This window comes from Arcicella sp. LKC2W, from assembly GCF_034931005.1.
Lineage (GTDB): Bacteria > Bacteroidota > Bacteroidia > Cytophagales > Spirosomataceae > Arcicella.
Window position 1 is genome coordinate 99701 of record NZ_JAYGIN010000018.1, and the last position, 21957, is coordinate 121657.

Annotated in this window: 15 protein-coding genes and 1 pseudogene; 9 read left to right on the forward strand and 7 right to left on the reverse strand. The window is 35.2% G+C overall.

The genetic code is table 11. The features are described from left to right. Window position 1: 1 nt before the first annotated feature. The 6 genes from VB796_RS15370 to VB796_RS15395 all read left to right on the forward strand — a co-directional run bounded on the left by VB796_RS15370 (window position 2) and on the right by VB796_RS15395 (window position 8366). Window positions 2-913 (forward strand): D-ribose ABC transporter substrate-binding protein, encoded by a 912-nt coding sequence (locus VB796_RS15370; protein WP_323347449.1) that lies wholly within the window; start codon window positions 2-4, stop codon window positions 911-913. Further along, window positions 906-1523: a DUF2291 domain-containing protein gene (locus VB796_RS15375; RefSeq protein WP_323347450.1), complete on the forward strand. Its 618-nt coding sequence runs from the start codon at window positions 906-908 to the stop codon at window positions 1521-1523. Before VB796_RS15370 ends, VB796_RS15375 begins: the two co-directional genes overlap by 8 nt. Before the next feature lie 129 nt (window positions 1524-1652). Next, window positions 1653-3155 (forward strand): sugar ABC transporter ATP-binding protein, encoded by a 1503-nt coding sequence (locus VB796_RS15380; RefSeq protein WP_323347451.1) that lies wholly within the window; start codon window positions 1653-1655, stop codon window positions 3153-3155. Between the two features lie 91 nt (window positions 3156-3246). Next, a complete protein-coding gene (locus VB796_RS15385) occupies window positions 3247-4212 on the forward strand; it encodes an ABC transporter permease subunit (RefSeq protein WP_323347452.1) in 966 nt (321 codons plus the stop codon). Window positions 4213-4288: 76 nt separating this feature from the next. Then, on the forward strand, window positions 4289-6628 hold the full coding sequence (locus VB796_RS15390) for a ChbG/HpnK family deacetylase (protein ID WP_323347453.1): 2340 nt from the start codon (window positions 4289-4291) through the stop codon (window positions 6626-6628). A 166-nt stretch (window positions 6629-6794) separates the two neighbouring features. Beyond that, entirely contained in the window at window positions 6795-8366 is a 1572-nt protein-coding gene (locus tag VB796_RS15395) for an FGGY family carbohydrate kinase (protein WP_323347454.1), read from the forward strand. A 7-nt stretch (window positions 8367-8373) separates the two neighbouring features. Here VB796_RS15395 and VB796_RS15400 read toward each other — a convergent pair whose 3' ends face one another. From VB796_RS15400 to VB796_RS15430, 7 genes and pseudogenes are all read right to left on the reverse strand, one after another. Continuing rightward, the gene (locus tag VB796_RS15400) at window positions 8374-9675 is read right to left on the reverse strand and encodes an ATP-binding protein (RefSeq protein WP_323347455.1); all 1302 of its coding nucleotides are present in this window, start codon (window positions 9673-9675) and stop codon (window positions 8374-8376) included. A 293-nt stretch (window positions 9676-9968) separates the two neighbouring features. Beyond that, window positions 9969-12581 (reverse strand): sialate O-acetylesterase, encoded by a 2613-nt coding sequence (locus VB796_RS15405; RefSeq protein WP_323347456.1) that lies wholly within the window; start codon window positions 12579-12581, stop codon window positions 9969-9971. A gap of 187 nt (window positions 12582-12768) precedes the next feature. After that, a complete protein-coding gene (locus VB796_RS15410; protein WP_323347457.1) occupies window positions 12769-13785 on the reverse strand; it encodes a glycoside hydrolase family 43 protein in 1017 nt (338 codons plus the stop codon). Between the two features lie 97 nt (window positions 13786-13882). Further along, window positions 13883-15346: an MFS transporter gene (locus tag VB796_RS15415; protein ID WP_323347458.1), complete on the reverse strand. Its 1464-nt coding sequence runs from the start codon at window positions 15344-15346 to the stop codon at window positions 13883-13885. A gap of 21 nt (window positions 15347-15367) precedes the next feature. Continuing rightward, window positions 15368-16480 carry an endo-1,4-beta-xylanase gene (locus VB796_RS15420; protein ID WP_323347459.1) on the reverse strand — a complete coding sequence of 371 codons (1113 nt, stop codon included), beginning with the start codon at window positions 16478-16480 and terminating at the stop codon, window positions 15368-15370. Between the two features lie 306 nt (window positions 16481-16786). Beyond that, a pseudogene (locus tag VB796_RS15425) lies at window positions 16787-17806 on the reverse strand (aldo/keto reductase). Between the two features lie 129 nt (window positions 17807-17935). Beyond that, window positions 17936-18832 carry an AraC family transcriptional regulator gene (locus tag VB796_RS15430; protein ID WP_323347460.1) on the reverse strand — a complete coding sequence of 299 codons (897 nt, stop codon included), beginning with the start codon at window positions 18830-18832 and terminating at the stop codon, window positions 17936-17938. A gap of 221 nt (window positions 18833-19053) precedes the next feature. On the opposite strand from VB796_RS15430, the gene VB796_RS15435 reads away from it, so the two are divergent. The 3 genes from VB796_RS15435 (at window position 19054) to VB796_RS15445 (ending at window position 21683) form a co-directional block, all read left to right on the forward strand. Beyond that, window positions 19054-19872, forward strand: a complete 819-nt coding sequence (locus VB796_RS15435; RefSeq protein WP_323347461.1) for an SDR family NAD(P)-dependent oxidoreductase — start codon at window positions 19054-19056, stop codon at window positions 19870-19872. A 129-nt stretch (window positions 19873-20001) separates the two neighbouring features. Continuing rightward, the gene (locus VB796_RS15440) at window positions 20002-20892 is read left to right on the forward strand and encodes a helix-turn-helix transcriptional regulator (protein ID WP_323347462.1); all 891 of its coding nucleotides are present in this window, start codon (window positions 20002-20004) and stop codon (window positions 20890-20892) included. A 167-nt stretch (window positions 20893-21059) separates the two neighbouring features. Next, the gene (locus VB796_RS15445; protein WP_323347463.1) at window positions 21060-21683 is read left to right on the forward strand and encodes a TetR/AcrR family transcriptional regulator; all 624 of its coding nucleotides are present in this window, start codon (window positions 21060-21062) and stop codon (window positions 21681-21683) included. Window positions 21684-21957: the final 274 nt, after the last annotated feature.

Sequence of the window (21957 nt, forward strand, 5' to 3'; positions counted from 1 at the left end):
CATGAAAAACTATCTCTTTTTAATTTTATTGGTTTTCGGGTGTCAGCCCAAAACAACTGATACTTCTCCCAAAAAAGTGGCGGTGATTATTTCAACGCTCAATAATCCTTGGTTTGTGGTGTTGGCAGAGGCGGCTTCGGCAAAGGCAAAAGAATTGGGGTATGAAGCCAAAATATTTGACTCTCAGAATAATACGGCTCTCGAAACTGACCATTTTGATAATGCCATAGCTTCTGGTTATGATGCCGTTTTGTTCAACCCTACCGATGCCGATGGTTCAGTTGTGAATGTAAAAAAGGCGAAAGAAGCAGGTGTAGCAGTATTTTGTATTGACCGAGAAGTGAATTCTGCCGATGCAGCAACTTCACAAATTCTTTCAGATAATTATTCTGGTTGTGTTTCTATCGGGAAGTATTTTGTAGAAACCATGAATAAAAAAGGCAAATACGTGGAATTACTCGGTTTGGTGGGCGATAATAATACTTGGAATCGTTCAAAAGGTTTTCATTCGGTAGTTGATAAATTTCCCGATTTGAAAATGGTTGCTCAACAAAGTGCCGATTTTGACCGCAATAAAGGTTTGGAAGTAATGGAGTCGATTTTACAGGCACATCCAGATATTACAGCGGTTTTTTGTGGTAACGATGCGATGGCAATGGGGGCATTTCAAGCCTTAATTTCTTCTGGAAAAGCCAATCAAGTAAAGGTTTTTGGTTTTGATGGTGCAGATGATGTTTTGAGTTCAATCAAAAGCAAAAAGATTTCAGCGACGTGTTTGCAGTTTCCAAAATTGATGGCACAAACTGCGGCTATTTTTGCCGACGAATATTTTAAAGGTAAACGAGATTTTCCTAAAAAAATGCCCGTAGCCGTTGAATTAGTTTCACAAAAAAACATCGCCGACTATGAATAAGATACTAAAAAATGGACTTGGATTATTGATTTTGGGCGTTGTCGCTTATAATTCTGTGTATTTCAAAAAATTAGATGAAGTTAAGAAAGGCAATGGCAAAAATACTTTGGATGCAAAAGTATATGCAAATAGTTTTTACCAAGATAAAATACTAAAAAATGTCGATAAATCCATAGAAATCAATGAATTAACGAATAAATTAAAAACAAATCCAGAGGAAACATTTAAGCAATATGCACATTCGTTGGGCATCGGAAATATTCGTTATTTTTTGGTAAAAGCAACGGGGAAAGTTACTAAAATTAACGAAAACACCATTGATATTGAAGTAGATGGAAAACCATATTCGGTAGCAACAGAGTTTATTTTTGGCAATGCTGTTAGAGATGCTTCTGGAATCATTACGATGACAACTTTTGAAAATACGATGGATTTCAACAATGTTTCCTCAGAATTAAATGAAATTATTCGCAATAAAGTTGTGCCTGATTTGAAGAAAAAGGCCACGCTTGGGAGTCAAATTAGTTTGATTGGAGCAATAGAATTGAATCAGAAACACTTGAAATTGAATGAGATAGAGGTAATTCCAGTTTTTTTAAGTGATAAATAAATGCGATTACACTTCCCGAAAGTTCTTTCACTTTCGGGAAGTTCTCAATAGGATTCAACTTCCCGAAAGTAGAAGAAACTTTCGGGAAGTGCTAAAAAATATCATTTATAACTCATCATTCAAAAAAACGTGATTTTACAAGTCCAAAATATAACCAAACGTTTCTCTGGTGTTGCGGCACTTGAAAATGTCAATCTTGCCTTTGCAAAAGGAAAAGTTACCGCTGTGTTAGGTGAAAATGGAGCGGGGAAATCAACTCTGATGAAAATTTTGTCAGGGGTTTATACCGACTACGAAGGACAAATTATCTATAAAAACGAGTCTGTTCATTTTGCCAATACAAAAGATGCTCAAAATGCTGGAATTGCTATTATTCACCAAGAATTAAATCTGATTCCGTATTTGAGCATTCAAGAGAATATTTTTCTCGGGCGTGAAATAACAAATTCTTGGGGCGTATTGGATAAAAAAGCCATGTACGCTAAAACTTCTGAGTTGCTAAATACCCTTAAATTATCACTTAATCCAGAAACCTTAGTTGCCGACCTTAAAATTGGACAACAACAAATTATAGAAATTGCCAAAGCCTTATTGCTTGATTCTGAGGTAATTATCATGGACGAACCCACTTCCGCCATTTCAGATTCGGAAGTTGAGGTACTTTTTAGCATTATAAACGACTTATTAATTTCTGGAAAAACCATCATTTATATTTCTCACAAATTAGATGAACTTCGTAAAATAGCTCATAATTATGTCATTCTTCGGGATGGAAAAAGTATTGATTCGGGAGAATTGAAAGACATGACACATGATGAACTGATTGCCAAAATGGTTGGTCGGGAAATCAAAATGATGCAAAGAGCCGTTCCTGATTTCTCAGAAAACAATTTATTGAAAGTCGAAAACTTGTCTCTAAAATCAACACAGAAAAATAAGGATTCAATACTCAACGACATTAATTTTCATCTTAAAAAAGGAGAAATTTTAGGAATTTGTGGCTTAATGGGAGCGGGAAGAACAGAATTATTTGAAACACTTTTTGGCTTACACCCACAAAATATTGAAGGTAAAATTTCAATAAACGGAAACGATTGTCAATTCAAAAAACCTTCCGATGCCATCAATGCAGGTTTAGCGTTTGTAACCGAAGACCGCAAGCACGAAGGATTGGTTTTGGGAATGTCTGTGAGAGAAAATTTATCGATTACTACCTTAAAAGAATTGGAAAAAGGTTTATTTGTCGATGAAAAAGCCGAAGAAAATCTCACCGAAAATTACATTAAAACGCTGAATATCAAGACTTCAAGTCAAGAACAATTAGTGCAAAATTTAAGCGGTGGCAATCAACAAAAAATTGTAATAGCCAAATGGTTAGCGACCAAACCACAAATTTTACTGTTGGACGAACCCACAAGAGGCGTTGATATTGGAGCAAAAAATCAAATTTACAAAACCATTATTCAGTTAGCAGATGAAGGTTTGGGAATTATTGTCGTGTCTTCTGAATTACCCGAAATCATGTTATTAGCTGACCGTATTTTAGTCATGGCGGAAGGAAAAATCACCGCAGAAATGCGTAAAGAAGATGCCACAGAAGATAAAATTTTGAAAGCAGCAATTTTAACGTAGCACTGGAATCTTTCCCGTGAAGCCTACAAACAAATTGGACTCCGCTTCACGGGAAAGATTCCCGTGCTACATTTAACTCATCACTAAAAATATGTCATTTCGCTCTAAAATAGCTCAATTCCAGTCACTTATCGCATTATTTATCTTGTGCGTTTTGATAAGTTTTTTGTCAGATAAATTCTTGACAGTCAATAATGGGTGGAATGTTTTACGTCAGATTTCAGTCAATATTGTTATTTCTGTGGGCATGACGTTGGTCGTTCTCACCGCAGGAATAGACCTTTCAGTAGGCTCAATTTTGGCAATTAGTGGAGCTGTTACCGCAGGTTTACTTAAAAATGGCATTTCCATTCCTGCCCTTAATTTATTCATCGGTTTTTCTTTATTGGGAGCAATTTTATCAGGCTTAATCGTTGGCTCGGTATCAGGATTTTTTAGTGGTTTTACCATTACTCGTTTCAAAATTCCACCATTTGTAGCAACGCTCGCCATGCTCACAATCGCTCGTGGTTTGACGATGCTTTACACTGAAGGTTTCCCTATTTCAGAATTAGGCGAAAACTTCGCTTTCTTTGGCACAGGTTGGCTTTTGGGCATTCCCGTACCTGTTTGGATATCTGGTTTAGTGATTTTAGTTGCCGTTTTAATGACTCAAAAAACACGCTTGGGACGTTATATTTACGCCATTGGAGGCAATGAAAATGCCGCAAGATTATCAGGAATTAACATCAATCAAGTTAAAATATTTGTTTATTCTGTGGCAGGAATGTTGGCAGCAGTTGGTGGGATTTTGGTAACTTCTCGCTTGGATTCTGCCCAACCAAACGCAGGAATTAGTTACGAATTAGATGCCATTGCTGCCGTTGTTATTGGTGGAACATCACTTTCGGGAGGCAAAGGAACAATCATGGGAACGGTTTTAGGAGCAGTTATTATTGGTGTTTTGAACAACGGCTTAGTTTTGCTTGATGTATCGCCATTTTGGCAACAAGTGGTAAAGGGATTAGTGATTTTAGTTGCTGTAATTATTGATAAACAGAATAGTAAGCAGGATTAAAACAGGTTAGTATTTTAGGTCAAATTCTTACATTTGTTTTAAAACAATCTTGTTACAAAATTTATCCTAAATACTAATGAAAAAACTGTTAATTCTCCTTTTTTTGAGCGTTGAAATATTCGCTCAAAAAAATAATTCACTTCCACGAAGCACGCCCGAAGCCGAAGGTATTTCTTCCGAAGCTATCAATAATTTTATTGAGGCGGTTTCAAAAAGTAAGCACGAACTGCATAGTTTTATGATTGTGCGACATGGAAAAGTGGTCGCTGAAAGTTGGTGGAATCCGTACCGTGCTGATTTAAAACATACCCTTTATTCAACGAGTAAAAGCTTTACGGCTACCGCAATTGGTTTTGCAGTTGCTGAGAAAAAACTTACAGTTGATGACAAAGTAATTTCTTTTTTTCCTGAAGATTTGCCTGCTAAGGTGAGTCCAAATTTGGCGGAATTAAAAATCAAAGATTTATTGAGCATGAGTGTTGGGCATGAAAAAGAAAATTCTGCTATTATTGCCACAACCGACAATTGGGTAAAAGGCTTTTTGAATACGCCTATTGCTTATAAACCTGGTACAAAGTTTTTGTATAACTCGCCCGCAACGTATATGTTATCGGCAATTGTGCAAAAAGTAACGGGACAAAAAGTTATTGATTACCTAAAACCACGATTATTTGAGCCTTTGGGAATTTCGGGTATGGATTGGGAAGTTGACCCTAAAGGTATCAATACAGGCGGTTGGGGTTTGCGACTCAAAACCGAAGATATGGCAAAGTTTGGACAGTTATTTCTGCAAAAAGGTATTTGGAACGGTAAACAAATTTTACCTGCTTCATGGATTGAAGAAGCATCAAGTATGAAAATCATGCAAAATCCTGATGCTCCTCAAACCAAAAAAGACTCAAGTGACTGGTTACAAGGCTATTGCTATCAAATGTGGCGTTGTAGAAATAACGGTTTCCGTGCTGATGGAGCCAACGGTCAGTATGTAATTGTTTTGCCCGAAAAAGACGTAGTAATTGCCGTAACTGCTGAAACTACCGATATGCAGGGTGAAATCAACTTAATTTGGAAATACCTTTTACCTGCTTTTCAACCTAAAAAATTGCCTGCCAATAACGCTTTGTTATCAAACTTAAAGGCAAAAGAAGCAAGTTTAACCTTAGCAATACCAAGTAAAAATATTCTTACCGAATCAGAATCAAAAGTTTCTGGAAAAACCTTCGGGATTATTTCGAGTAACAGAAGTTTTGAAAATATTACGTTTGATTTTAAAAATGAAACGTGTGTATTGAATTTAAAAACTGATTCAACAACTCATATAATTGCTTTTGGAGCAGGAAAATGGGAATTAGGTGAAACCACAAAATTTGGGCCTTATTTAGTGGAACGTGGCAGAGCCAATAGAGTTGGATTGCCCCGTTTCAAAGTGGCAGCAAGCTATACTTGGAAAGATGCTAAAACGTTGGAATTGACACTCCGTTACATCGAAAGTCCACATACTGAAACCATCGTTTGTACTTTTGATGGCGATTATATGAATGTAGATTTCCAAAATATTTTTAACCAAAAGGCAAAACGTTTTATTTCAAAAGGTGTTTTGGTGAACAATGTTTCCAATCCTGCAAAATTGATTATCAGAGGAGACGACATGGGTTATTCACATTCTGGAAATGAGGCACTTATCAAGTCATTTACAGAAGGAATCGAAACTTCGATTGAGGTAATTGCTCCTTCACCGTGGTTTCCAGAAGCTGTAAAATTATTAGCTCAAACACCAAAAGTGGACGTTGGGTTGCATTTTGCCATCACAAGCGAATGGGATAATATTAAATGGCGACCTTTGACGGATGCACCGAGTTTGAGAAATAAAGATGGCTATTTTTATCCAATGCTTTTTCATAATCCTAATTATCCGAAACAAGCAGTTATTGACAACGATTGGAAAATGGAAGACATTGAAAAAGAACTGAAAGCACAAATTGAGTTAGCTCTGAAATATATTCCTCGCCTAAGCCATATTTCTGGACACATGGGCAGTACAGGTTTTACTGCGGAAGTAAAAGATATGGCTCGACGAGTGGCAAAATCTTATAATTTAAAAATGGTTGATGTTGATTCTCAGAAAGATAACGACATTGCTTACGTTGGTTTTGATTTCAACAATAAAACTATCGAAGAAAGAATTCAAGGATTTATTGCGATGTTGGATAAATTAGAACATGGTAAAAACTACGTTTTTGTAGAACATCCAGGACTTGATAATGACGAATTAAAAGCCATTTCTCATATCGGTTATGAAGACGTTGCCCAAGGAAGACAAGATGTCACAACCATTTTTACGAACGAAAAAGTAAAAGAAGCAATCCTTAAAAAAGGCATTAAATTAGTTAGTTACAAAGAGATTTTAAATAAATAAGAGTTTTAGGATTTAGGGGTTTTGTATTAAGTCCGAAGTATTAAGTATTTAGAAAATAAAATTTCGTATTTATTTTGGCTTATATGCTTAGGACTTAATACATCATACTTTTTACATAACCCCTAACCCTCCAAATTTACATAATTGCATATCATTAAAATTAAATATGAAATTCGTTTTAGCCATAGACCAAGGAACAAGCAGTACCAAAACATTGATTTTTGACAATGAAGCAAAAGCTGTTGCCAAAGGTTGCGTTGATTTAAAAACTAATCATTTCGATAATGGTTTTGTGGAGCAAGACCCCGAAGGAGTTTATCAAAATTTGTTAGATTCTGTACAAGAATGCCTTGTGAATTTTACGAATCAAGGGTTTGATATTCAAGACATTACCTCTTGCGGAATCAGTAATCAACGAGAAACTTTTGTACTTTGGGATAAATCAGGAAACGCCCAAAGTCCTGCCGTTGTATGGGCTTGCAAACGTTCCATTTCTATTTGTGAAGACTTAAAATCCAAGGGTCAAGAACCATTAATCAAAGAAAAAACAGGTTTAATTATTGACCCCTATTTTTCGGGAACAAAATTGCTTTGGCTTCTCCAAAACGATGCAGATTTAAAAGCGAAAGTTGTAGCAGGTGAAATATTTTTCGGGACGATTGATTGTTGGGTTTTGTACAAAATGACCAATGGAAAATCGTTCAAAACAGATTATACCAATGCTTCAAGAACATTATTTTTCAATATTCATACTTTAACTTGGGACGATGAAATTTTAAAACTTTGGGGATTAGAAAACCTAAATCTACCCGAAGTTTGCCCTTCGTCATCGGATTTCGGATTGTGGGGTTTATGGAACGCAGATGACGCAGATGCTTCGCTGCACAGATTTTCACAGATAGAGGAAAAAAAATCTAAGAAAATCTGTGTTGGAACATCTGCGTCATCTGTGTACCATACCCTCAAAATAACTTCATTAATCGGTGATTCTCATGCGGCTACTTTTGGAGAAGGGTGTTTTGAACAAGGAACTGCAAAAGTAACTTTGGGAACAGGTAGTTCAATAATGATGAATATTGGCTCAAAACCTGTGACTTCGTTAAATGGAATGTTGACGACTATTTGTTGGAGTACCGAAAACCGTGTTGATTATGCTTTGGAAGGAGCAATTGTTTCGTGTGGTTCAACGATTGAATGGTTAAAAAATGAATTAAATCTTTTCAAAAATCCTGCTGAAACGGCTGAAATGGCAAATGCAGTAGCGGATAATGCAGGTGTTTATTTAATTCCTGCCTTTAGCGGTTTGGGGGGGCCACATTGGCAAATGAACCGAAAAGCGTCTCTTGAAGGGTTGACTTTTGGCACAACTAAAAATCATATTGTTCGGGCGGCATTGGAAAGTATTCCGTATCAAATAAAAGATGTAGTTACCGCAATGGGACAAGATATGCAAGCACCTTTGAAGTCAATTTCTGTGAATGGTGGCATGACTCGCAATGAATTTGTCATCAAGTTTTTAGTTGATTTATTGGGATTGTCCCTCAAAAAACAACAAAATGCAGACGTTTCGGCACTGGGTGCAGCGTATTTATCGGGGTTAAAAAGTGGCGTTTATGAAAGTATTGAACAGCTACAAGCCATAAATCAACGTCAGACCGAAGAAATTTTGCCTGATTTTACCAATCAAATTGTACAAAAAGGGTATGAAGGTTGGCAGAAAAAAATCAGCTTTCAGTAATATTCATTTACTCATTCAGGGGAAATCTCAATCTGCCTGCCCAATAAATGGGGATAAAGTTTAGTTTCCCCTGAACTCCCAATGGTGCATTTGAGAAAATAATGGCAGAATCAATATGTAAATTATGTTCTAATAAATAATGTAAACTCTTCAAAGAACCATTTTTACCAGATTTTACCTCAATTGGAATAATTTTTCCATCACGGACAATCACAAAATCTACTTCTGCACTACTTCCAGGGCTTGTTCTTGCCCAATAATTTAACACTTCTTTTTGTGAAGCAATGATTTGTTGAGCCACAAATTGCTCTGCTAACATTCCATTAAAAGCAGCCGTGAGATTCTTTTTTAAATAAACATCTTGAAACGACAAATTACTTTTTCTCAATAAAAGTCCAATGTCAAGATGGTATAATTTGAATTGTTTTCCTGATGGCGTAAGTGGCAAACCTGCAATAGAAATATTTTGAACTGAATTTAGTAACCTCGCTGTGCGTAAAACTTCAACGCCTTTTTTGATAGTTGGACTCGAAAAACGGTCAGATAAATGTGTATAAATGATTTGATTGCTTATCAATAAGGCACTTTTTTCTAAAATATCGTTCAGTGCATCACCATCAACCATTGGTTTATATTTCTTAAAATCTTGTTCATAAGAATATAGCAAATTATTCTGTATTTCTTGAACACCCAAAAAATCCTGATTTTCAATAAAATGCTGAACACATTCGGGCATACCTCCTACGATGAAATAATTATTAATTTCTTCATTCAAAATTGTGCTTGCTATTTCTGGTAAAACACTTGGTTTTTCATTCAAAACATGGGCAATTGTTTCTTTTTTTCTTGCCAATAAAAATTCATAAAAAGTCATCGGATGCAAATTCATCACATCTACCCTACCAACTGGAAAAGGCTGATTTCTAAATTCAAAATCTAATAATGAACCCGCTGCAATTAGATGTAATGCTTGTTTGTCTTCATAAAAATATCGCAGACTTCCCAACGCCTCAGAACAAGCTTGAATTTCATCAAAAAAAAGAAGGTCATTTCCCACATCTATTTTTAGTCCTAAAGCAAATTCCAATTCAAATAAAATTCGATTAACATCAAAATTCGTTTTGAAAATGATATGTAAATCTCTCCTTTTCTCAAAATTTATGGTAATGACTTTCTTCTCAAAAAATTCTTCTCCAAATTTTTGCACCAACCACGACTTTCCTACTTGTCTTGCTCCGTTCAAGATAAGTGGTTTTCTATTTGGCTTTAATTTCCATGCAGCCAGTTCTTTAATTTTTTCTCTATACACGAAATTATGTGATTAAATTCTAATACAAAGATAAAAAAAATCAGCATAATGGTTATTATTTTAAATTAATTGTTTAAAATAATAACCATTATACTGAATATAAAGTTGAAAAAACTTATTAAACACAGAGATTTATTAGAGATGATAAAAAAATTATTGGCGATAATCTAACTAAGAAAGTATAATGACGAATTAAGAATTACGATTATCATAAGCCTGATAATCAATAGCTTGTGGGATTTTAAAATCATGTTTTATTTTGTCTCATTACTTACTTAAGCACTGCACATTTCCTATTTCTTTAATCGTTCAATATGTTCGGCGATATTGAGCATCGTGTCAATATAAATTTCGCTTTCATGTTCTTTTAAATAGTGAACTAATTGACTGTGAGCTTCTTTGGAAACATTAAGCCCATGTTCGCCACCCACACCATGAAACAAAAACACCAATAATTTACCCGACTTTTGAGCTTCTTTAACCAATTCAATCATCTTTTCGCCTGATGTTCCTTCCATGCTGTAACAGTCCATATCCAAGAGATTTTGCTCTTCAAAAGAGTGCATTTGACTTCTCACGGCACGTGCGGCTATAAATTCACTGGCGAGAGATTGGATAAATTCTCCTTCAATCACTTTTTTATGTCCGCAAGTGAAGGCAAAAGTGCGTTTATTTTTTCCATCAATAGCGTTTAAATAAGTATTGCACATTTTGATTTCATCTTGAATTTTCCTCAAACTGTATTTACTTAAATCATACTCTGGCTTCACCCAACTCATGCCTTCTCTGGTAGCATCGCAAGGGTGATAAAGCGTATGATTACCCAACTCGTGTCCATTAGAAGCAGCTTTTCGCCAATCAATTATTCTTTTTGTTCCTGCATCCGACGAAGCAGTTAGATAAAAAGTCCCTTTCAAATTCAAGGAATCTAACACAGGAATTACATTATCAAGATGAACATTGAGGGCATCATCGTAAGTCAGCACGACCGAACATTTTTTACCTTTCCAAGACTTTGCATCATCTAAATTTTCACTGTCAGTTCTGAACGGCGAAGCAGGTAAATTTGCTGAATTATAGAAGTTTAGACCTTCTGGATTATCCTGCCAAGCATACCGAACATATTTTGGTGTTTTCACAGTTTCATTCCATAATTCAATTTTATCTTTTCCAATAATATGTGCTTTCGCCCAAACAAATTTCTTGTCATAATCAGCAATGGAAAACCACCGCAATTCTTCTCCATCTTTTGAAACAATTCCTTCACCTACATTATCGAAAGTCAATATAACCTTATCATTTTCAAATACTTGACTTTTCAAAGAAGGTCCAGAATGAACAATAGATTTCTCATTATAGGCAATATTTTGAGCAGAAAGAGCCAAGCGTTTTCCTATATCTTTTTTGTTTAATGGGTGAATATCGTTCCATTCTCCTAAATCTATGGTAGTTGTGACGGCTGTGTTGGGGAGGGTCAATGCTTTATTTTGTGCTTCCCTCATTCTTGCCCAATTGCTCTCCATTGGGGTATAGTTTACATCCTGATAATTAGCCAATTGCACCACAAAAAATGGCAATTTTTCGTCTTTCCAAAGATTTCTCCAATTCGTAATTAAGGTTGTGATAAAGCCATCATATTTTTCAGGAAAAGCCGTATTACTTTCTCCTTGATACCATAAAAAACCTTTTACTTTCATCGGTAAAACGGGGGCAATCATAGCATTATACAGTGCCGTTGGTTGATTTTGTTTTACCAAACCATTCGTTCCACTCAAATTTGTGGGTTGAAACACCTCTCCCACCTTATATTTCCAAGTTCCTTTTAAGTCAATTTCATCTCCATTGGCGGTCATGTAATAAGGTTTATCTGTAATAAAACCTCCTTTCCCTATTGTATTCGTTACCCGAATGACAAAGGTATTTTTCCCTTCTTTGAGCAAATCAGCAGGGATTTCATAACGTCTTGGTGGATATTGATACGTGATATTGCCAATTTTTTTACCATTTACATACATTTCATCAGCATCTACAATTCTTCCCATATAGAGTTTTACCGATTTCCCAAGCCAATTTTTAGATACTTCAAATTCTCTTCTGAACCAAACTACTCCGTTTAAATCCTTCAACCCTTGGTCTTCCCAATAGCCTGGAATATTGAAATTTCTCCAACCTTTTTCCTGATAATCAGGACTTTCCCAATGTTCAACAATTCCTAAATCTTTTATGATTGGTCGATTACTGGGAGTTGATGCAAGACGACGATTCAAGGAATTCACATAACTGGTATCTTTATTCTGACTAATAATTTTCTGATAATCATCCATTTTTTTAAAGCCTTCTTCACTAATCCAAGCCTCAATCGGGGTGCCTCCTACCGAACTATTAATCATACCAATAGGTACTTGATATTTTTGGTAAAGGTCATGGGCAAAAAAGTACGAAATTGCACCAATCGAAAGAATATTATTGGCGGTTGCCGTTTTCCATTCGCCTTGAGGGAAATCATCCTTTGAGGTATTAAGGTCGGTAAGTGTTGGCACAAAAAAATAGCGAATGGCAGGAAAATTTGCCGAAGAAATATCTTCAGGGAAACGCTCTTTTATTCGTTCCATCGTAATTGTCATGTTACTCTGTCCGCTACAAAGCCAAACATCTCCGAAGGCAATATTTTTGAGAATTATTTCATTTTTCCCTTTCAAAACCATCTGAAAACCTGTTCCTGCCGATTGGGCAGGCAAAATAATTTCCCATTTTCCATTCTCGGAAGTGATGGTCTTAAAGTTTTTTTGATTGAGAATAAGCGTGATTTTTTCTTTTGGCGAAGCCCAACCCCAAATTTTAATTGATTGGTCACGTTGCAAAACCATGTTATCAGAAATAAGTTTTGGCAGTCGGATTTGTGCCACGCTGGCGAAGCAATTGGTAATGCAAAAAAGTAGTAATAGTTTAAATAATCTCATGGCTGAGTTAAGCAAAGGTTAAGTAAAATTCTTATAAAACAGAATAACCAACTTTTTGAGTCGGTTATTCGCCAATTTCTAATGTTATACTCAAACAACATAGAATTCAAAACACATTATTTTATAAATCATTCTAACGATACGGCTCAATAGTTTGTATTTTTCCATTGGCATCATATTGAATTTCAGTCACTTTGATGCTACGCAAGTGAGTTACGCCTTCCGAAAGACTTGAATCGTGATAGAATAAATACCATTTTCCTGATACCTCACAAATGGAATGATGCGTCGTCCAACCAACAACAGGATTCATAATCCGTCCTTGATACGTGAATGGCCCATAGGGATTATTGCCTGTGGCGTAGCAAAGAAAATGCGTATCACCCGTTGAGTACGAGAAATAATATTTGCCTTCATAAAAGTGCATCCACGAAGCCTCAAAAAAACGACGGTCGTTATCTCCTGCTAAAAGTTCATTGCCGTTTTCGTCCAAAATTAAAATTGCTTTTGGCTCTTCAGCAAATTGAAGCATATCGTCTGTCAATTTTGCCACCAAAGGACAAAGTGCTGATTGGTTTGGTTCAGGTTCTTGATTATTTTCTGAATAAATATTATTACGATAACGCTGAAGCTGTCCGCCCCAAAGTCCACCAAAATACATATAATAAGAACCGTCTTTATCCTCAAATACCGCAGGGTCAATCGAATAACTCCCTTCAATTGCCAAAGGCTCTGCTTTGAAAGGACCAATCGGGGAATCTCCCACCGCTACCCCAATTTGGAAAATGTCATCAGCCTTTTTCGCAGGGAAATACAAGTAATATTTTCCGTCTTTATGAGCCGCATCAGGAGCCCACATCTGGCGTTCTGCCCATGCAACGTCTCTCACGTGCAGTGCCACCCCATTATCAACTGCTTCACTATCAACAGAATCCATTGAAATGACGTGGTAATCTTCCATCGCAAAATGACTTCCTAAATCATCGAAAGGAATTCCAGCTTCAATGTCGTGCGAAGGATAAATATAAATTTTACCATCAAAAACATGGGCTGATGGGTCAGCCGTATAAATATGTTTTACGAGCGGTTGTGAAATGGCTCGACTGTTTAAATCTTGAAAATCAATGTGTTCTACGCTTGCTTCTGGCATTTTTTATAATAATTAATTTCTAAATACACTATTTTATATGTTATTTCAACTTCCCGAAACAATATCCATTGTGGGTAAATAACTTTCGGGAAGTCCTCTACCCTCTTCTTTCTTTCAATTCTCTTTCAAGTTTCAATTCCATTGCTTTGTCAATTTCGTACCAAATCACTAAAATTGCCCCTGAAATAAAAATGATTCCTGGATAAATACTTACTGCCATTTTGATTCCCGAAACCGCTTCAACGGTTTGATTGGCTTGTTCTGCCACATAACCATAATTGGATAATAAAGCCGCTCCAATTGCTCCTCCAATACTCAAACCTGCTTTTAAACCAAAAATCATTGCTGAGAAAATAATAGCAGTTGCCCGACGATTATTTTTCCATTCGCTATAATCAGCCACATCGGCAATCATTGCCCAGAGTAGCGGAATCGTTACGCCATACGTAAATCCGTGTAAAATTTGCGTGATGAAAACGATACCGATGGAATTTTTATCGTAGAAATTGAACATGATTAAACACAAAGCCGAAAGCGTGAGGAAAATCCCGAAAACATTACGTTTCCCGAATTTATCCGCTAAAGGTTTTGAGAACATAATGCCCACAATCATAAAGATAATGCCACCCGCATTAAACAAACTATTGGCGGAAGTGGGAGCATCTTCTGGCCATTCAAATTTCCCTAAACCTAAGCCTGTGATAGTTTCGTTAAGTCCAACGATGAAGCGATTAAAACCGATTCCTTCCAAAAATGTCGCTTGTGCTTCTGGATTCAAATAATACTTGAAATAGTAAATATACATTCCGCCTTTCAAGGATAAAGTAATGAAAACTAAGATGGTAAGCAAAAGCATAATGACCCAAGGACGGTTTTTTACTAAGTCCGAAAGGTCTTGTGAAATACTGTTTTTCTCCGAAACAGGCGGAACAATACGTTCTTTAGTCGTTAGAAAAGTAATGATAAAACAAATAACGCCAACGATAGCAAAGAAAAACATCACTTTCTCAAAACCAACTGCTTTATCGCCATGACCCAATGAAAGAGCCAAAGGTAAAAGCAAAGATTGAATGATAAATTGTGCCACCATCACGGCAACAAATCGGTAAGAAGATAAACTATTTCGGTCTGACATATCGCCTGTCATGACACCACTTAGGGCAGAATACGGCAGATTATTCGCTGAATAAACCAAAACCAATGATAAATAAGTGACTAAAGCATAAACAACTTTTCCTGTTTCGCTGAAATCTGGCGTTGAAAAAGCCAACAAGGAAATTACACCAAAAGGAATGGATGTCCAAAGTAACCAAGGGCGGAATTTTCCCCAACGGGTAGAAGTTCTATCAGCAATAATCCCCATCAAAACATTGAAAAAAGCTCCGATAATTCCGCCCGTAAAGATGATTAAACTGGCTTTTCCTGCGGGAATTTTATAGACATCGGTATAAAAATATGCCAAAAAAGTCATCAATGTTTGAAATATCAAATTGGCAGCTAAATCGCCAAGACTATAACCTATTTTTTCTAAAACGGATAGTTTTTGAGATGTTTGATTCATAATTATTAGGGTTGGGATATGTTAATTAGTGGGTTTTGATTTGAGTTTCATAATGGATAAATATGCTTTTTTAGGCTCAAATCCTCTATCAAATAATAATGGATAATTCGTGCGGTTTTTAATGGGCCAACCGTTTAGCCAAGAATGACTATCATTAACGCCCCAAAAAGTTACTCGACTGATTTTATCTTTATGTTTTAAGAATACCTTGAACAGATTTTCGTAACGCTCGGCAAGACGATTTTGAACAGAATCGGGCAAAGATTCTTTGTAAGGATTCATCTTAGGGTTTTCTTCAAAACGTTGATTTACGTCAGCTCCTTTCAAGTCCCAAGGATTGGGTAAAACTGTATAATCCAATTCGGTAAAAGCGACTTTTATGCCTAATTGAGAAAACTCAACGATGGCATCTTCTATATCTTTTAGGTTTTCACTATTGATACTCCAATGTCCTTGTATGCCCACGCCATTAATTTTAGTGCCACTCGCTTGGAGTTTTTTAATGAGTTCAATGGCTCCTTTTCGTTTCGCAGGTTGTTCAATATTATAATCATTGTAGTACAGTTCGGCTTTGGGGTCGGCTTTAGCGGCTAAATCGAATGCTTCTTTGATGTAACCTTCGCCTAATTTATTAAGAAAAACCGACTTACGAAGCGTTCCGTCCTCTTCAAGTGCCTCATTTACAACATCCCAACTATTAATTTTACCCGCATATCTACCTGCAACCGCTTTGATATGTTCAGTCATAAATAACCGCAATGAATCAGCACTATTGATTTTACTCACAAAAGCAGGTAATTGAGAATGCCAAACCAAGGTATGACCAACGATAAACATCTTATTTTTCTGCCCAAATTCAACAAATTTATCAGAAGCTTCAAAACTGTAATGGTTAAATTCTGGGTGAATAATTTGAGATTTCATGATATTCTCAGGCGTAATGGCGTTGAACTCTCGTTTAATTAATTGATTGGCTTTGGCATCTTTTTCATAAATATGCTCGATTCCTAAGGCAGTACCAATCAGAAAATCTTTTTCGTAAGTGGTTTTAAGAGACGTTTCATCTTTTTGACTGTAAGAAGTGTTAGAAAATAAAAATCCTACACTTAAACAGAGATAGATTGTTTTTTTCAAGTTTTGATTATTCATAGTACGCAACTGTTTTTTCAAAAATTTACGATTGAGTGTTTAAGAAAATATTCATCGAATAGAATCTTCATACCTATAAGTCTAAAAAAAAGACTACAACCGCAAAGGTGGAAGAAAAAATTTATTAAAATATTCAAATTATAAATAAAAATACTTCTATTATGTAATATTTCCCACATCTCAGGCATTGAGAAATTAAAACGATAAAAATAACCCTCCTTCAAATCAAAAAACGCCCAAAAATATTTTTGGGCGTTTTTTGATTTGAAATTATTGGCGTACTCTTCTTTCCTAATTTCTATACACACTTTGTCTTGCTACCATCCAACCTGGATATTGAAGTGGCAACTGACTTACTTCGTCAATTTTCTTTAAGTCTTCGGGCGATAATTCAATTTTTATGGAGGCTAAATTATCATTTAATTGTGTAATCGTTTTTGCTCCAATAATGGTACTGGTAACACCCGATTGATGTCTGACCCATGCCAAAGCCACTTAGGCAACTGTTGCCTGATGAGTTGTTGCTATTTCACTCATAACTTCAACTAAATCATACCCTTTTTCTTTGTTGATTGGCGGAAAATCAAAATTATCTCTTCGTGAACCTGATGCCGATTGTTCACGAGTGTATTTACCACTTAAAAAACCACCTGCAAGTGGACTCCATGGGAAAATTGACAATTTATGATGAGCAGCCATTGGCACAAGTTCATGCTCAATATCACGGCTCACGGCTGAATAATAATATTGCAAACCGATAAATTTATGCCAACCGTTGTATTTTGCGATGTTTTGGGCTTCCACAACCATCCATGCAGGCCAATTACAAATAGCTACATAACGCACTTTTCCAGTATTGACAATATCATTTAATGAACGAACAATTTGCTCAACCGACGTTCTTGGGTCAACACCATGAACATACAAAATATCTACATAATCCATTTGCAGACGCTTTAAACTTGCGTCCACTGAATTGAAAATATGATAACGAGAAAGCCCTGTACTGTTTGGATTTTCATCCATTCTACCCAAAACCTTTGTAGCAATCACGACTTCATCTCTTGGAATTTGTAAATCTTTTAATGATTGTCCAAGTAATTGTTCTGATTGACCGTAAGAATAAACATTGGCAGTATCAATAAAGTTGATTCCTGCATCAACGGCAGCTTTGATAAGTTCGTTTACTTCTTGTTGTTGTAAATTTCCAATATTACTCCACATTCCAGCATCTTGACCGCCAAAAGTCATTGTTCCTAAACAAAGTTCTGAAACTAAAAGTCCTGTTTCACCTACATAATTATATTTCATTGTATGACTATTATTTAAAATGTTGTTTGAATGATGTTTAAAATCTGATGCAAAATTCGACAAATAAATAAAATAATAAGTAGCTCTGAAGAAACAGAAACTATAAAAAATCAAACAATTCAAATTTACTTATCCTCTAAATACTTTTGGGGTCATTTGTACTGAACGTCTAAAAAATGACGTAAAATGAGAAGGGTCTTCAAAACCTAAACTGTATCCAATTTCGGCAATATTCCAATCAGTATGCTTTAGTAAAGTTTTGGCTTCTTGTAAAATACGTTCTGCAATTAATTGACTGGTTGTTTTGCCCGTTACATTTTTCAAAGCTCGGTTCAAATGATTGATATGAATGGAAAGATGCGTGGCAAAATCCATCGGAATTCTGAGTTTCATCTGTTGAAGAGAGGACTCAATCGGAAACTGCCTTTCAAGCAATTCTACAAATAAAGAGGTTATTCTGTTATTGGCAGAATGACTTTTTTCTTGAACCGATTCATTAGGAATTAGCCGCATTGTTTTGTGAACAATTTGTTGAACCAAAGCCCTCAATAAGTCATATTTGTAGGCATAATCAACATTTAACTCATTGAGCATTTGATTGAAAATATGCTGAAATTCCAATAAACTATCAGCATCTAATTCATAAATGGGGAATGTCCCAGGTTTAAAAATTAGATACTCTTTAATATTAGGAATTTGATTCAGAAAATCCTCCGTAAATACACAAAAGAAGCCCGCCTGATGTTCTCCAATTCTTTCTAATTTATAAGGAATCATTGGGTTTGCAAATGAAATACCTGCTTGTTTTACTTCAATGGTTTTATCGGCATAATGATAACGATTGGTACCAATAACTAAGGAAATTTTGTAATAATCCTTCCGACTATACGGGATTGGTTTACCTGTTGTACCAATAAAGTCTTCAATTTTAAATACATTGAAATGACCAACATCTTTTTTGATATAATCGGGAACGAACTCTAATTTGTGTCGGTAAAGGTCTTCTAATGTATGTATTTTTTCCATTTCAAAATTATAAAATTCAAACAAAGATATGAATTAAACAAAGGTAATTACTGATAAAAGCGACAAATTGAAAATATGCTCTTTTAAATAAGAGCCTTTATCATTTAGCCAATACTTAAAAGTCCTTTTCGTAAAAATGTATCACAACTTCCGAATTTTGTATAAGACTTGAGTGAATAACTGTCGGTAATTTTGCAACATCAAATTAAACAAAAAATAAGATGTCAAAGACAATTTTAATTACAGGAGCTTCTCGTGGATTCGGGAAAATTTGGGCAAAAGCATTATTACAACGTGGCGATAAAGTAGCTGCAACTGCCCGCAATTTAGCAGATTTAGATGACTTAGTTAGTGAATTCGGCAATCAGGTTTTACCCCTTCAATTAGATGTAACCAATCGTCAGCAATCTTTTGAGGTAGTGGCAAAAGCTCACGCACATTTCGGAAAACTTGATATTCTCATCAATAATGCGGGTTATGGTTTATTTGGAGCAGTTGAAGAAGCAAGCGAAGAAGAAGCACGTAAGCAAATGGAAGTAAATTTCTTTGGTTTATTGTGGGTAACGCAAGCAGTTCTTCCTTTTATGCGTGAACAAAAAAGCGGTCATATCATTCAAGTTTCGAGTGTTTTGGGACATATTACTTTCCCAACCTTAGGGCTTTATAATGCTTCAAAATTTGCGGTGGAAGGCTTAACCGAAACTTTAGCAAGTGAAGTAAAAGAGTTTGGCATCAAGGTTTCATTAATCGAACCAAATGGTTACGAAACAGATTGGGCAGGAGCGTCAGCAGCACAATCGCAATCAATTGGAGCCTATGATAATTTAAAAACGGCATTCAAAAACGCTTATAATCCAGACCATTATGGAATTCCAGATGCAACGACTGAAGCCATTTTAACGTTCATTGACGCTCCAGAACCTCCATTTAGATTACTTTTGGGTAAAATAGGTTATCCAGCCATTAAAGCAACCTATCTACAAAGGTTAGCAACTTGGGAAGCATGGAAAGAAGTGAGTGTAAAAGCACATGGAAAATAAGTGAACAAAGAATTTTAAATTGATGTTCTCAAAAAGCGTTATGAAGATTTTAAAAATCATAACGCTTTACTAAAATTGACAAAAGCTGAACCATTGGGAAATTAGCCATCCAATTTTAAATACAATGCCATGAATCATTATAAAACCATCACTGCATTACATCAAGCCAGCGGATATGCTTTACCAGAACATCCAATGCTTAGTTTATTGACGTGTCATGAATTAACCACTTGTTCTTGGGGAGGGCAAAAATTCACGACGGATTTCTACATGATTTCGCTAAAAAAGGTAAAATCAGGGACATTTATGTATGGTAAAACACGGTACGACCACGATAATGGTTCTATGTCTTTTATAAAACCTCGACAAGTTATCGAAATAAGTAATGTAGAATTAGCCGAAAAAGCTTTTGTCATTTATATTCATGAAGATTACCTTTTAGGGCATCCGCAACACGAGGAAATTAAAAAATATGGTTATTTTGAATATGAAACCAATGAAGCCCTGCACTTATCGCCTGCCGAAGAACAAATTATTTGGGAATTATATGACAAAATTGGACTTGAATATCGACAAAATCAAGACGAATTTACCAAAGATATTATTCTGACTCATATAGATTCTATACTAAAATATGCTCAAAGATTCTACAAACGCCAATTTTTGAACAGAAATACACTTTCGGGAACAACCGTTTCAAAATTTCATAAAACAATCTCTGATTATTTTGAAACAGGCAAAATAAAACATCATGGCTTACCAAGTGTCAATGCGATTGCTGGAGAATTGAACTTGTCTGCTCGATATTTAAGTGATTTATTAAAGCAAGAAACTGGCAAAACGGCATTAGAACATATCCATATTTATTTGATTGACGAAGCCAAAAATCTATTACTCAGCAGTGATAACACCATTGCCGAAACAGCCTATCAATTAGGTTTTGAAAATCCACCATATTTCAGCCGTTTATTCAAAAAAGAAGTAGGAATTACCCCAAACGAATATAGATTGGGTAATTAAGCATGAGGTAAATAGATTTTATAAGGTTATTGATTCCTTGAAATAAGCATAAGTGGGGATATAGCCATGAATATTCCATCCTACAATTTTAAACAAATGATTAAAATACTTGTTTAAAATTTGTTTTGTAATTTTGTATTCCTAATTTTGTGAAACCATTAATGAATATGAATTGCTCAAATAAATCTGCTGAAGAAAAAATTAAAATAGCCGCAATCAAAGTTTTTTTAGAAAAAGGCTTTGATGGAACGACTATTCGTGATATTGCCAAAGAAGCAGATTTAAACTGTGCTTTAATGAATTACTATTTCAGGAGTAAAGAAAAATTGTTTCGTAGCGTGTTTGAGGATATGATTCAACTATTTTTTAAAGGAATTTTAGAAATTTTTAATCAACCGATTTCTTTACGCAATAAACTGAATAAACTGATTGACCATGATTTTGAAATGTTTAAGAACAATCCAAAATTGGCAAATTTTGTTTTGAATGAACTAACTCGAAACCCTGAACGTTTCTTAGAAACACTATCAATCAAAAAAGTTTTGAATCAAAGTTTTTTTGAAAAGCAGGTTTTGGATGCCATCAAGTCTGGAGAAATTAGAGATATTAGTGCCGTACATATCATGCTGTTACTAAAGTCTAATATTCAATTTATTTTTCAAAGTAGAATTATGACTACTCAAATTTGGGGAATGACTGATGAAGATTTCGATATTTTTGCGGCAAACCACAAAGAAATTATCAAAGAAATGATTGGAAACTATCTTTTTGGACCTGCCGATACCGAGTAAATATTTTTTTGACCCATATTTAATCAATTGATTAAATCAGATGATTATAAGTTTTCACACTCATTCCAAGTGTGTTTTTTTAATTACACAATTTAATCACTTGTTTAAATCATTCGTTTTATATTTTTGTTTAGACATCATCAACAAGACATTTTAGTAGTCCAATTTATAACCAATTTCAAATGAAAATTATTTACAAACAAAATGAATCCAGAAAATAATTGAGTGTTCTGTAAATAATTTTCTACTGAATATTTTATTTTATCACAATCTA